Here is a 14394-nt window from a genome sequence, read left to right on the forward strand (position 1 = left end):
AGACAAGGTTGGAGTGGCGATGGTGCTTTTGGATTTCGTGCGGGAGTTGACAGTAACAGTATCGTGAACAGGCAGGATTACCGCATACTCATTGTCGATGATGAACCGGCAAATGTTTATTTGCTCTCCCGCATGCTGCGCGATAGTTACCGCATTGCCGAGGCGCGTGGTGGCGAGGAGGCGCTGGCCATTGCCCGTGGCCCGGATAAGCCGGCCCTGATCCTGCTCGACGTCATGATGCCAGAGATTGACGGCTTTGAAGTATGTCGACGTCTCAAGGCCGACGACGAGACCAAGGACATTATCGTTATCTTTGTCACCGCCATTGGCGACAGCGCGGCCGAGGAGGTTGGCCTGAACCTTGGCGCGGCGGATTATATCGCCAAACCCATCAGCCTGCCGATTGTGCGCGCGCGGGTGCGCAATCAGATCAATATGCGCCTGAAAGCGGACATGCTCGAGGCCATGTCTTATATCGACGGCCTGACACACGTCTACAACAGACGCAAGTTCGATACTTTGCTGCACAAGGAATGGCAGCGTGCGCGCCACAGCGGCAAGCCTCTGGGACTGATCATGATCGACTTCGATCACTTCAAGGCGTTAAACGATCACTATGGCCATGGTGCCGGCGATGTTTGTCTGCAACAGGGCGCGGCGGCGCTGGGTAGCGCGCTCAAGCGCCAGGGAGACCTGCTCGCGCGCTATGGTGGCGAGGAGTTCGTCGCGCTTCTGCCCGAGACAGACATGGAGGGCGTGAGGGTCACGGCCGAGGCCATGCGCGCCGCGGTCAATGCACTCAAGTTGGAGCACAAGTACTCCTCGGCGGGTTCACATGTCACCGTCAGCCTTGGGGTGGCAGCCGTGCAAGCAAGCGAAGAGCATCAGGCCACCTATCTGCTGGAGTTGGCGGACCGTGCCCTTAACCGCGCGAAAGCCTTGGGACGCGATCGGGTGGTGCTGATGGATGAGGTCATGGATGCCGAACTCGACGAAGGGGTGATCGCGGCGCCCCAGCGCTCGGACGACGCCTTGGCGAGGGACGAGGTGAGCGTGGAGGGTGCCACGGACTCGGCGGAACCTGCCTACTTGGATGTCGAGAGCCTCGAAGATATGCCGGAGCGGCGGCGCCATGGCGGGACTTCGGCCGAGGCTGAAGTCCTGTCGCAACCCGAAAAGGTTCTGCAGGCATTGAGCGCGCTCTACCTTCTGCCGCTGAATGCCGAGTTGCACGCGGAGCTTGACAGTCTCTATGATGCGGCGAGCGATCTGGTTGAGCGGCTCCATGCCCATGCCCTGGTCATGCCGGCGGAGCCCTCTCGCCTCGACTCGACCCTTGCATCGGTGGCCCCCGGGAAGCCAGCAGCCGTCTGCGCTGGTCCCTCGCCTGGGGCCAGGGCAGGATGCTCAGAGGGGTTGTCGCCTTCGTGGCCTCCAGGGGTTTCCGAGAATGCGGATCTGGGTCACTTTGATGTCACGGAGCTGATGCGCCGCATGGGGGATGATCGGGAAATTGCCGATGCGACCATCGAGCAGTTCTTGGCCGATGCGCCGGTGCGACTTGAGGAGATGCGGGCGGCCTGGGAGGCGGAAGATCTCGACCAGCTGCATTTCAAGGCGCACAGCCTGAAAGGACTGGCCGGTGCTGTTTCGGCGCGACGTCTGCAAACCTTGGCCGAGAGACTGGAGAAGTCAGCCCCGACCCTGACCCTGGCCAGAGCCTTGGTCGAGGATCTCAAGCAGGAGTATGTTTTGCTTGAGCCGCTGTTGCGCAAGGAGCTCGGTGTGTAACTCGCTATCGGCAACAGCGCCCGGCAAACACTACCCACCCACTGCCAACCATGCATCCTGAGCGGGCAACGCCTAGGGCAGGGATTTGGCCTGGCGGCTGTCGCCCGGCAGCTCGACCCAAAGCAGGGTGCCAGTCTCCTCGCAGCTGTGAAAGCCAATGTTTCCGCCCACGGCATCGACGATCAGTCGGGCCGAGTAAGTGCCAAGGCCGCTGCCAGTGTTTTTCCCCTGCGTCACATATTTGTCGAAAAATTTCGGCTGAATCTCGGCTGGGATTTTTCCCTGGTTGTGGATCTCAACCCGTGCGCCATCCCCCTGCTGCTCAATGCGCACGCGGACCCGGGCAGCGGCAGGTGACGCCTCGAAGGCGTTTTTTGTCAGATTAGCGAAAAGATTGTAGTACAGCAGCGGCTCACCGCGCAGCATGCAGCGATCGGTCGAGGTCATCGGTTGGTCACCAACGATTAACACTCCCTGTTGTCCTTGGCGGGCAGCGGAGCGTTGGCAATCCGAGAGTACCCGGGACAGCAGCTCGATGAGATCCATGGTGTCGCCCTGCAAGGGGTAGCCTCCGGCCTCAAGCTTGTAAAGGTTGAGCGAGGCGTCGATCATCTCGACCATGGTGCGTGCCGAGCGCTCTATTATCTCAAGTAAATCGAGTTGCTCGGCTGTCAGGTTGTTATCGTCGCGCACTAAGCTTGGAATGTTGATGATGGCATTCAGGGGTGTGCGGAGATCATGGCGCATCAACCTTTCGACGTCTTCACGCATGCGTTCGTGACGAATCCGCTCGGTGATATCCATGATGAAGGTGACTTTGCGCGGCTGTCCGTCATTTCCTATGACACGCGTCGCGTCGGCGATGATTTGCTTGGTGTTGCCCTGGCGGTCAAGCACCTCCCATTCCCCACGCACCTCGTTATACCCGGCGATGAAGCGTTCATGCAGATCCTTCAGCAATGGCTTGTGTTCAGGTGGGACCACGAGAGTGAAGTGCTGTCCAAGCAGTTCGGTGGAACTATAGCCGTAGAAGCGGCAATAGGCCGGATTGACGAATTCGTAAATCCCCTGCGTATTGGTGATGCAGATACCCACGGGCGTAGCATCGATCACTTGCAGCATGCGTTGACTCAGCGCGGCTTTGGTCTCTGACGATTCGAGTTCGGTCATGTGCGTGTGTGCTTGAGAGATTTGAATTCAAAAGCGTGCGAGGCGCCGGAAGGGTGTTGATGCGATGGGGGGGCAAAGAGGTTACCACGCGTAAATGGCTTCGACCTCGGTGCCACCACGGCTGTAGCGGACCGATTCGCATAGGTCGCGCACCAGTTTCATGCCGCGGCCCCAGGGCTGGGAGGCATCGGTTTGCGCAAGTTGTTGTTCATCGAATCCCTGGCCGCTGTCACGCACCGAAATGCGGATGCTCCCGTCGGGCCCCGAACCAGGAAGGTAGTTTAGGCTGAGTCTGATCCAGCCCAGCGTGGGGACGGCCAAGCGTCTTTCGCGTTCGCGATAGTAGAGTTCGAATCCGTCCGGCGTGGATTTCATGTTGGATTCCAATTGCAAAACCCCGTGCTCAAGTGCATTTGTGTAGAGCTCGGTGATGATGGTCTGAAGCGCGCCAACATGATTGTGCAGGCCCGCGAGCAGCCCCATGGGCCCCAGCAGGTCCTCAAGCGATGGCAGTGCGTCGAGCCGGGCGTCGGCCAGCTCAATGGACCAGTGCCATCCAGATTGATACACCGCGTTCTTGGGAATCTTGGAGCCGGTATATCCCGAGCTCCCAAGCGGGATTTCCACAATGGTAATGTCATCAAGGGGGTCGCCGCTGCGCAGTTCGTCAAGCGCTTGGATCAGGGACTCCATGACCGGCTCGCCGTAGTTCCAGCGATCAAGTACCTGGTGAAAGCCTGCATCCTCGAACATCTTCCCGTCGATTTTCGTATTGGTCTCAAGCAGGCCATCGCTCATCAATAGCAGGCGATCCGTGGGTTCTACTTGCAGGTAATTGGTATGCTCTTGCTCGGGCAGGGGATGCATGATGCCCAGGGGCAGGCTGTGAGACTCGAGCTGATTGAGCCCATGACGGCTTTGCATCCAGCCGGTTGGCATGCCCCCGTTCCACCAGCGCAGCGTGGTTCCAGTGTGGGAAATGGAAATCAGCCAGGCAGCCATGAAGCGATCCGCGGGCAGCAACTGATAGAGCTTGCGGTTGATCTCGGACAGCACACGGTCGTCGTCGACCCCCTTTAGGGTCATAGTGTGAAAAATGTCCGAGACCGGCATGGCGCCAATGGCGGCTGCGAGGCCATGGCCGGTGAAGTCGGCAATTAGAATGCGCAGTCCGCCGTCTGGCAGGTACTGAGAGAGGACCAGATCGCCGCTAAAGGTGGCCGCGGGTCGCTGTACATAACGATAGCGCCCAGTGGCGGCATTGCGGGTGTTGACAGCGCGGCTCAGCAATCGCTCAGCGAGCTTCTGCTCTTCCTGGTCTTTTTCAATCAGGGTCGAGAGGGTCTCGTTCTTGGCGGCAATGGCGCGTTGGAGATCGCGCACGCGCTCCATGGCGCGGATGCGTGCCTTGAGAATGCCGAAGCTGAAGGGTTTGGAGAGAAAGTCGTCGCCGCCAGCCTCGGTGCATTGAATCAAGGATTTTTCGTCGCGTAATGCGGTAAGAAAAATCACCGGCACGAATTCCCCGCCGCTGCGGCTCTTGATGTTGCGCGTGGCTTCAAATCCGTCCATGCCCGGCATCATTACGTCCATGAAGATGATGTCCGGATGCTCGGCCTCGAATTTGGCGATGGCCTCCTCGCCGTTGTGGGCCTCGACGGCGTGGAAACCCTCGCGCAGAAGCATTTGGGTCAGCAGGCGGCAGTTGGTCGGCTCGTCGTCAACCACCAGAGCCTTGCCGCGCGGGGCGGCAGGCAGGGCGGTATCCGGTTGCGCCTGGTTGTTGAATGTGCGCATGCTGGCGGATCTATTCGGATGAGCTTGGGCTGCCACGGCGATCAGCCTGAGTGGCGCTCAGGGTGCTTGCACGGAGTGGAATCTTAGCGAGAATCACGGATGACTCCTGTGCGGGGTTGAACCTCCATAGATTGAAGCTTGGGCTGGGGCGCCCGGTTGTCATTCGATGCGGAAGAGCTTTTCGAAGTTGGCGATTTTCAGTACGCGCTGGACGTCCTCGCCGCAGCCCTGGATTCTGACCGGCGAGGCATCGCCACCGGCATGCTCGCGCAGCAGCAGCAGCATGCCTAGCGCCGAGCTGTCGAGGTAGGAGGTGGCGGACAGATCGACCACATAGGTCTTGCTGCCTGGGGAAATGTCGCGATAGGCATCGCGGAAAGCTTTGTGCTGCGCAAAGTCAAAGCGACCATCGATTTTGATGATCACTTGCTGTTTGGACTCATCGATATGGCGAGTGATGCTCATGGGATTCTCCAAATCATTGGCCGGAGCGCGGAGTTTTGGCTGACGCGCATCCGGAATCTGGGTGGTCAGTGGTATTGCCGTCTTGTCGGACGCCCAGTGAGACATCCAATGGTGGCCGGCGCGGGTTTGCTTTGCTCCGGGTACCTGCTGCGGATGCTCTTTGGCAAAGTGATCAGTTTACGCTGATGCGATCCTTTTGTGGCAGTCCATGCATTAGAAGAGCTCGAGTTCACCGGCAGCCATATTCTGCTGGCTGACGGCGCGATGGGCTGCCTCCGCGACCTCGGCACGTAGTGCCTCGAGCCGCGCTTTGGCGGCGTCGACCTGCTCGCCGGTTTCGTCCTGCTGGGCGAGCGGCAGCTGGTTGAGTTCGGCGGTGAAGCGTTCGAGAAAACCGATGCGCTTGTCAGCGCGCTCAAGCACCTGGCGGGTGATGTCCTCGAACTGCAGCAGCCTCAGTCCAGAGTTGACGTTATCGCGCAGGCGATCAACAACCGCGCCGATCTCGTCCAGGCCTGAAGCGACCATGCTATTGAGTGCATGGACCTTCTCGGTCATCTCGTCCATCTTGCCCTTGGCGTTGATCGAGGTGCTCATGTCCTGCGAGGCCATGCGGCCGACAATCTCGCGTGTGGCGGTGAAAATGCGCTGCGATTCAAGCACCTGATCCCGGATCTCTTCGTTGAACTTGGCGGAGTCTTGCGAGAGCTTGCGAATCTCCTGCGCGACCACGGCGAACCCGCGACCCGCCTCGCCCGCGCGGGCAGCCTCGATGGCGGCATTGAGCGCCAGCAGGTTGGTCTGGCGCGCGATGCTGTTGGCGCTGTCGAGCAGGGTGAAAATACCATCCATCTGCGCGGAAAGATCATCGACCTGATGGGCAACCTCAACACTGTTTTTGCCCATGTTGATCAATCGCTCGACGTTTTCCGTAAGCAGCGTGCTGTTTTCCTGCAGAAAATCATTGATGTCGATGTGCTGGTCCGCGCCCGGGGAGCCGCTTCCCTTGTCGCCTTGCATCAGGGTGTTGACCAACCCCTGCTGCGTCTCGGATTCCGCCAACATGCCCGAGAAGCTGTCCTGCAAGTCACTGACTGCGTTGGCGATCAGTCCCAATGTCTGATTCACCATTTCGCGCAGCTCGGAAATCTCGTCTTTGATGAGCTGATCGACATCAATGACCAGGCTCCAAAGTTCATGATCCCAGCGGCGGGTTTCGGCCAGGGTGGCGACGTCGGTGTTGGCCGAGCCGGCAAGACTGTGCGGGGCTGGCCTTTGTCGCCAAGCCTGGACACTCCAGACGCCGACCACCAGCAATAGGCTCAGCCAACCCGGCAGCAAACCGGGGATGAACAGGCTTTGCAGGAAGAAGACGCCACTGATAATCAACGCCAGGCTGACCTGACGCAGTCGCTCCCAACGAAATTCAGGAATCTGCAATGATGTCTCCGTTTTGAACTTTGATAGGCTGCTAATCACAACCCGAGTATAGCCGACCGCCGTGCTAGCGCGCTGAGGCGGCGCCCGTGATGGAGATGACTCTGGCGTGGTTCCCGGCAATTTGCCACTGAACGTCGTAATTGTGCAACTGCAGCGCGAAGGTGTCGCGCCGCGGGTAGCGGTCCATGTAGCCTGGGCGCGGATCGAGCCCAATGACCTGCTCGATGAGCGCGCGTAGCCCGAGGCGTCCGTCGGGGTCGGCGCCTGCCAGTTGCTGTTCGGCCTCATCGCTGAATTGTACCGCCCAGCGCCGATCCTCGAGCTTGCCAGTGAATCCGGGGCTGGCATCGGGTAGGGCGTCGGCATAGGGCACATAGGGTTTGATGTCTAGAACTGGAGTGCCGTCGAGCAGATCGACGCCGCTGAGAGACAAGCTCAGGCCGGCCTGGTCGCGGGTCAGTCCATGCCAGGCCACTGCCGACAGGCCGATGGCATTGGGTCGGTAAGGCGAGCGGCTGGCAAAAACCCCGATCTTGGCACGACCACCCAAACGGGGTGGGCGCACCATGGGTTGCCAGCCAGCCGCGAGGCAGTCCTGATGAAAGACGAATAACAGCCACAGGTGCGAGAAGCCCTCGAGGCCGCTGAAGGCCTCTTCGCGATCATAGGGCGGTAGCATTTCCAGCCGCGCGCGCGCGGCGGGCGCCAGGCGTGCTTGACGGGGAATGCCAAATTTCTCACGAAAGGGCGAGCACACACGCCCAATTGGGCGGAAGTGGACCTCGCCTGGCCAATCCGGGGGGCTTTCAGGGATGGGTTTAATCGGGGGCATGGGCATGTGGTCGGGTTTAAGCGAGGGTCTGGTCAGGCAGGATGTCGCGATTCTCCCCGATAAGGCGGATGCGTCACCCCATGATTCATGGCCAAACCACTGGCTCCTTGACTGGTTTCGGTTTCGCTCACTGGTGATAATGCGCTTAAGATGCGACCTGACCACTGAACATTAAAGGAAATTCCACCATGCTGTGTCTGCGCGGCGCTCCGGCGCTGTCTGAATTCCGCTTGACGAAAGTGCGCGAACGTCTGGAGCGCGTCGGTTTGGCGTCGGTGCGGCTCGCGGCTGAGTATCTGCATTTTGTGCAGCTCGACGAGCACAGCGCCGCGCCCGATGCGGGTCTCTCCGCGCTAGACAGCCAGCGGCTCTCTCAGTTACTTGATCCGCATGGTCAGGCCAGTGCGACGGCGCCCGCGGGTCAGCTCCTGCTGGCCTTGCCGCGCCCGGGCACCCAGACCCCATGGTCCAGCAAGGCGACCGACATCGCGCGCAATTGCGGCTTGACGCGGGTGCTGCGCATTGAGCGTGGCACGGCCTTTTATTTGTCCGCCGATGATGCCATTGACCAGGACGCGCTGCGGAGTGCCGCGGCCATCTTGCATGATCGCATGACCGAGAGCCTGGTGTTCGACCAGAGCGAGGCCGCAAGGCTTTTTGAGCAACTGCAGCCGCGCCCACTGCGGCGCATTCCGCTGCTGGACGGTGGGCGCGAGGCCCTGCTGAGAGCCGATGCCGAACTGGGGCTGGCGCTCTCGGGCGATGAAATCGACTATCTGGTCGCGAGCTTTGGCGCGCTTGGGCGCGATCCAAGCGATGTCGAGCTGATGATGTTTGCCCAGGCCAACTCCGAGCATTGCCGCCATAAGGTCTTCAATGCCGATTGGATCATCGACGGCGAAGCACAGGCGCACACCCTCTTTGCCATGATCCGCAACACCACTCAGACGACACCGCGTGACGTGCTCTCGGCTTACAAGGACAACGCCGCCGTCATCGCCGGCTGGCCCGCGCGTGGGTTGGTGGTCTCGGCCGCCGATGGACGCTATCGCGAACATGCCGGGCGCCTGGAGATTCTGCTCAAGGTCGAGACCCATAATCACCCAACCGCCATCGCGCCGCATCCGGGCGCGGCCACCGGCGCGGGCGGGGAGATCCGCGACGAGGGCGCCACCGGGCGCGGCGCCAAGCCCAAGGCGGGCTTAACGGGTTTCGCGGTGTCCAATCTGCGTATTCCCGGTGGCGAGCAGCCCTGGGAGCGGGACTGGGGGCGCCCGGCGCGCATTGTCTCGGCGCTCGACATCATGCTGGAGGGGCCCATCGGCGCGGCCGCCTTCAATAACGAATTTGGCCGCCCCAACCTGGCCGGCTTTTTCCGCACCTACGAGCAGCAAATTCCGCTGGTCGATGGCGGGCAGGAACTGCGCGGCTACCACAAGCCCATTATGCTCGCCGGCGGTGTTGGCGCCATTCGTCCCGGACAGGTGGCCAAGCAGGAATTTCCGCCCGGCACGCCCCTGGTGGTGCTTGGCGGACCCGCCATGCTCATTGGCTTGGGCGGTGGCGCGGCCTCCAGCATGGCCAGTGGCGCCTCGGCCGAGGAGCTGGACTTCGCCTCGGTGCAACGCGCCAACCCGGAGATGCAGCGGCGTTGTCAGGAAGTGATCGACCGTTGCTGGGCGCGTGGGGATTTCAATCCCATCCTCTTTATCCATGATGTCGGCGCCGGTGGTCTGTCCAACGCCTTGCCGGAGCTGGTCAAGGACGGCGGGCGCGGCGGGCACTTCGCGCTGCGCGCCATCCCCAGCGCCGACCCCGGCCTGTCGCCGATGGAGCTTTGGTGCAACGAGGCCCAGGAGCGCTATGTGCTGGCCGTGGCCGCCGAACAACTCGATGAGTTCGCCGCCATCTGCGCGCGCGAGCGCTGCCCCTTTGCCGTGGTCGGTCATGCCAGCGCGGAACCTGAGTTGCGCCTGAGCGATACCCACTTCAGCGACACGCCCATCGACATGCCGCTTGGGCTCTTGTTCGGCAAGCCGCCCAAGATGACCCGCGAGGTCCAGCGCCTGCCAACGCCAGGTCAGCCGCTGGCACTCGCTGGCATCAAGCTGCGCGCTGCCCTGGAGCGGGTGCTGCGCCTGCCGGCGGTTGCAAGTAAAAGCTTTCTGATCACCATTGGCGATCGCACTGTCACCGGCCTGGTGGCGCGCGATCAGATGGTCGGTCCCTGGCAGGTGCCGGTGGCCGACTGCGCGGTCACCCTGACCGACTACCTGGGCTATACCGGCGAGGCCATGGCCATGGGTGAGCGCCCGCCGCTGGCCCTGCTCGACGCCGCGGCCGCCGCGCGCATGGCGGTGGGCGAGGCGCTGACCAATTTGGCCGCGGCGCCAGTGGCGGATCTGAGCGATGTCAAGCTCTCCGCCAACTGGATGGCCGCGGTAGGGCATCCAGGCGAGGATGCGCGTCTCTATGACGCGGTGCGCGCCATCGGACTGGAACTCTGCCCCCAACTCGGTCTCGCCATTCCGGTCGGCAAGGACTCCATGAGCATGAAGACTCTGTGGCAGGTGGATGGCCCAGCTGGTCAGGATGGCCCCGGGCAGCGCGCCATGGCCGCGCCCCTGTCGCCCATCATCTCCGCCGTGGCGCCAGTCACCGATGCCCGGCGGTGCCTGACACCCATGCCGCGCGTCGACCAGGGACCCAGCGAGCTGCTGTTGATCGACCTTGGTCGAGGTCAGCACCGCCTGGGTGCATCGGCCCTGGCGCAGGTGTATGAACAGCTTGGGCAAGCGGTGCCCGATGTCGATGATCCGGCGCTGCTGCGCGGCTTTTTCGCCGCCATTCAGCAGCTCAACCGGGAGGGCTTGCTGCTGGCCTATCATGACCGCTCCGACGGTGGCCTGGTGGTCAGCCTGTGCGAAATGGCTTTCGCTGGCTGCTGTGGTCTGGTGATTGATCTGAGCGACTGGCTGGGGTCGGACGCGGCGGACTCCGAACTCCTGGCCGCGCTCTTTGCCGAGGAACTGGGTGCGGTGGTGCAGGTTCGCGCCGGCGATGTTGAACAAGTCATCGCGCACCTGGTGGCGGCGGGGCTGGCCGCTTGCGTGCAGCGCCTGGGCCGCCCACGCGCCGATCAACAACTCGAACTGCGCTGCGGTGAGCGCCTGTTGTTGCAAGCCGAGCGGGCCGAGCTGCAGCGCCTGTGGACTGAGACCAGTCACCAGATGCAACGCCTGCGCGACCATCCCGGATGCGCCGACGGGGAATTCGCGTGCATTGGCGTCGAGGGGCCTGGCCTGAACGCAATCCGGTTGCGTTTCGACCCGGCCGAGGACATTGCCGCGCCCTTGATCAACACCGGCGCTCGCCCGCGTCTGGCCATTCTGCGCGAGCAAGGCGTGAATGGTCAGCTGGAAATGGCCGCGGCTTTTGATCGCGCCGGCTTTGCCTGCATCGATGTGCACATGTCGGATATTTTGAGCGGCCAGGTCAGTCTGGACGATTTTCACGGCCTGGCCGCCTGTGGCGGTTTCTCCTATGGCGACGTACTCGGCGCCGGACAGGGCTGGGCCCAGACCATTGTGCATAACGCCCGCGCGCGCGATGAATTCGCGGCCTACTTCGCCCGCCCGGAAACCTTTGCCCTGGGGGTGTGCAACGGCTGTCAAATGCTGGCGAGCCTGCGCGAGTTGATACCCGGTGCTGACCACTGGCCGCGCTTCGCGCGCAATGGCTCGGAGCAATTCGAGGCGCGTTTGAGTCTGGTGGAGGTGACCGAGTCACCCTCGGTGCTGCTGCGCGGCATGGTTGGCTCGCGCCTGCCCATCGCGGTGGCTCACGGCGAGGGCCGCGCGGTTTTTGCCAGTGACGCGAGCCAGCGTCAGGCAGGCCAGCTGGTCGCATTGCGCTATATCGAGCCCGACGGCAACCCAGCGCCAGCCCAAGGGACCAGCCGCTATCCCGCCAACCCCAACGGCTCGCCCGATGGCATCACCGCTCTGACCAGCACCGATGGTCGGGTCACCATCATGATGCCTCATCCCGAGCGTCTGTTCCGCGTCGTGCAGCATTCCTGGTATCCGAGCGGCTGGGGCGAGGATGGCCCCTGGTTGCGGCTGTTTCGCAATGCGCGGGTCTGGGTGGGGTAGGAGGTCAGGGGCTGCTGCGCGAAAGCTTTTCAAAGGGGGCTCAATTGCCGTGAAATGAAGCCCTGTATTGAATGAATGGTCCGGTTGTTCACACAGCCGGCGGGCGGGGGGATGAATCGCTCTGGATGTGCGCATCCAGTGGGCTGGCGGTCAGTCGCTGGGCGGCAGCGCGGCGGCGGGCTTTGTGAGCCCGCGGGTAGCTCGGCACGCCTAGACGCGGATCGTTCGGATTGATCTGGAACAGCAGAAAATCCTGGCTAGCGTCGCGAATGCTGCGCAGACGTGAACTGATCTCATGGCGGCCGGTGCGGATGGCGATGGCGTCCCCTTCGTGCAGCGGCGGTTGCGGAGGGGTCAGCAGCCCCCAGCCAAAGTCCTGGTCGTAGATCAGCAGGGCGCGGAGCGATTGCTCGCCGGTTTCTTTTCGATGCGGGCTGGCCGTGCTTGATTCCTCTGTCAGGCCAGGGAGTTGCTTGTCCTTCGAGTCGCTATGGGTGTGGAGAAAGGGTTTGGACATTGACGGCAAGGCACCGGAGACCATTGTCTGACTCGAGTGGGCCTCGGTCAGCGCCGTGGTGACCGCTTGCACCGAGGCAGGCACGGCGAAGCAGGCGAGTTCCTGGACGTCGATCTGTAGGATGCCCGCGCCGCGCAGGATGCGCGCGACGCGCCCGATGCGCGGGCGGGCCATGCCGGATTGACCGCCGCCAAAGGCCACCAGGGTGCCGACGCTGAGCGCGGTGCTGCTTTGGACACTGGGATTTTGCACCCGCCACAGACGCGCGCTCTGATGCACAAGCTGCCAGGGATCGCCATCGGTGCGCAGGTTGCTTGGTTGATGCAGAGGGTCGCGTCTGGTTCGAGGCTGCGTGCCAGGTGATGTTGAGTGCGGAAAACGCGAAAAGACCTGGTGCAGTAGGGCGCGGATAGTGGTCATTCCAGCGCTGAGATATAGGGTTTCAGGCGCGCTTAGCGGTTGCTCCGGGCTTTGCTCGGGTGCGTCGTTGTCCATGTCACGCGCGAGCAGCCGGATGCTTGGGCGACGCGCGGCGGGTGGCAAGCCGCGCAGGCGCTCGGGGGTGCGCGTGCCGGCTGGGTCGCGGCGAAAAAAAGCCTGATGATCGGCGCGGATGGCCTCGGCAAGGCCGCTGTAGTCAAGCGTCAGGCTGCTGCTGTCCGCGGCGACGGGTGAAGTCTGGGGTGGACCACTGAGATTGGCATGGATGAAGCGCTGGCAGGGGCCAGGTGCCAAGGTGGCTTGCAGTTGCGCGGCATCTGGCACCAGGGCGCAGTATCGGGCGATGAAACTCTGGGTGGTTTTGGGCCAGCTAAAGGGGTCGAACAGCCCCTGGAGCTGAAGGTTCAGGTACAGGCGCGCGCGGGTGGTGTGGCCCTCGGTGTCGGCCAGGAAATCTGGCGCGGTGCTGGCGGGTTGCGGATCATCCGGAGTGGCACGGGCGAGCAGGGCGAAAAAAATCCGATTGACCCGCTGCCAGGATGCGCCGGGCAGGGGCTGAAAGCGCAGATGGTGAAGTTCCAGCTCGCGCCAGGTCCATTCCAGAATGCGCAGGGCGCTCAGGCAAAGGGACGCCTGGCTGTCGCGTGCCTCGGGCGCGGCGTATGCATCGGCCAGTGCCAGTTGATAGGCTTTCACCAATTCCGCGATACAGGCCTTGAGCTGATCAAGGCGGCTGGCCTGGGCCGGGCGCTCAGGCAGGCCGCGGCGGTCGCGGGCTTGCTGCTCAAGCAGCATGCCGGCCTCGGACCACAGCAGCGTGCCCAGGGATTCCGTCTCCTGCAGTCGTTGTGCGGCGCCGATGCGGGTGCGATTGGCGTTTTGCAGTTCGGACAATAACTCGGGCAAAGCCTCTTCCAAGGGGCGCCCGCCTTTGATCAGCCGCAAGGAGGTTGGCCGCAGCAGGCGCGTGGCGCGCCATTGACTCGGTGGCTCAAGGCCTTCGCGCAAACCGGCGAGCAGGTTGGGCTCGGAAAGAGAGGCAGCGGCAGTGTTTTGGGCAAAGAGCACAACGGCCTCCTTTTGGGTTTGGACTGACCCCGGTTGGATCGGAAAGGCTCAGGCAAGCGGCGGATTCTCGCGTGCCCCGCAACTCTCGATATCCCTCTTGGGCATTGCATGGCGCATAGGCATCGCATAGCGCATCCCTTTGCGCGGGTCTTACTAGCGAGTCTATCCCAGTCCCGCAATCTTGCCTGTGAGGCGAGTCACGCTTTTGGCGGCCGCGGGCTGGGCTGATGCGCGCTGAACATTGGCCGCAAGGCTGGCGCGGCTGCGCTTTGGAGATGGACATTGAGAGTGGATGAACAAAGCAGCGGTCTCAGTCGTCGATCTGGTGGTAGACCGCCGGATCAAACTTGGGGGTGCAAAGGGCAAGAAAGACCAGGGGCACGGATCCCGTATTCTGAATGCTCTGCCGACAATCGGGCGGGATGTGAATGACATCTCCGGGTTGGACCTGGGTCTCCGGCAAGTCACCAATGCGGGCCAGACCATGACCCGAGAGAATCAGGTAGCGTTCGGTGGTTCCCTCTAGCCAGTGAACACTGGTGGTCACGCCCACCGGCACGGTGGCGCGAGCGATGGACAGCGCCGGATCATTCGGGCTGTTCCAGGTCTCGAGAATGTCGCAGCCCTCGCGAAAGCTGTAGGAATCGGCTTCGTCCGGGCGATGAATGCTGGGATGCATGCTGGGGTTCGTCATGATGGGATCTCGCGGGGGATGCTCT

Annotated in this window: 9 protein-coding genes; 2 read left to right on the top strand and 7 right to left on the bottom strand. The window is 62.5% G+C overall.

Annotated elements, in window-relative coordinates:
- The first annotated feature begins 63 nt into the window (after positions 1-63).
- Positions 64-1791, top strand: coding sequence for a diguanylate cyclase (locus Thiowin_RS05490; protein ID WP_328986731.1), 1728 nt, complete (start codon positions 64-66; stop codon positions 1789-1791).
- Positions 1792-1863: 72 nt separating this feature from the next.
- On the opposite strand, the gene Thiowin_RS05495 is transcribed toward Thiowin_RS05490, so the two are convergent.
- From Thiowin_RS05495 to tsaA, 5 genes are all read right to left on the bottom strand, one after another.
- Positions 1864-2961 (bottom strand): PAS domain-containing sensor histidine kinase, encoded by a 1098-nt coding sequence (locus Thiowin_RS05495; RefSeq protein ID WP_328986732.1) that lies wholly within the window; start codon positions 2959-2961, stop codon positions 1864-1866.
- 81 nt (positions 2962-3042) lie between these two features.
- Positions 3043-4758 (bottom strand): fused response regulator/phosphatase, encoded by a 1716-nt coding sequence (locus Thiowin_RS05500; protein ID WP_328986733.1) that lies wholly within the window; start codon positions 4756-4758, stop codon positions 3043-3045.
- A gap of 159 nt (positions 4759-4917) precedes the next feature.
- On the bottom strand, positions 4918-5223 hold the full coding sequence (locus Thiowin_RS05505) for an STAS domain-containing protein (protein WP_328986734.1): 306 nt from the start codon (positions 5221-5223) through the stop codon (positions 4918-4920).
- Positions 5224-5436: 213 nt separating this feature from the next.
- The gene (locus Thiowin_RS05510) at positions 5437-6663 is read right to left on the bottom strand and encodes a methyl-accepting chemotaxis protein (RefSeq protein WP_328986735.1); all 1227 of its coding nucleotides are present in this window, start codon (positions 6661-6663) and stop codon (positions 5437-5439) included.
- A gap of 64 nt (positions 6664-6727) precedes the next feature.
- On the bottom strand, positions 6728-7495 hold the full coding sequence (gene tsaA / locus Thiowin_RS05515; RefSeq protein WP_328986736.1) for a tRNA (N6-threonylcarbamoyladenosine(37)-N6)-methyltransferase TrmO: 768 nt from the start codon (positions 7493-7495) through the stop codon (positions 6728-6730).
- A 188-nt stretch (positions 7496-7683) separates the two neighbouring features.
- On the opposite strand from tsaA, the gene purL reads away from it, so the two are divergent.
- Positions 7684-11649 (top strand): phosphoribosylformylglycinamidine synthase, encoded by a 3966-nt coding sequence (gene purL / locus Thiowin_RS05520; protein WP_328986737.1) that lies wholly within the window; start codon positions 7684-7686, stop codon positions 11647-11649.
- An 88-nt stretch (positions 11650-11737) separates the two neighbouring features.
- Here purL and Thiowin_RS05525 read toward each other — a convergent pair whose 3' ends face one another.
- A complete protein-coding gene (locus tag Thiowin_RS05525) occupies positions 11738-13675 on the bottom strand; it encodes a hypothetical protein (protein ID WP_328986738.1) in 1938 nt (645 codons plus the stop codon).
- A gap of 310 nt (positions 13676-13985) precedes the next feature.
- Complete coding sequence (locus Thiowin_RS05530; protein ID WP_328986739.1) at positions 13986-14369, bottom strand: cupin domain-containing protein; 384 nt, start codon at positions 14367-14369, stop codon at positions 13986-13988.
- Positions 14370-14394 lie beyond the last annotated feature (25 nt).

Origin of the sequence: Thiorhodovibrio winogradskyi (assembly GCF_036208045.1) — a bacterium.
GTDB lineage: Bacteria > Pseudomonadota > Gammaproteobacteria > Chromatiales > Chromatiaceae > Thiorhodovibrio > Thiorhodovibrio winogradskyi.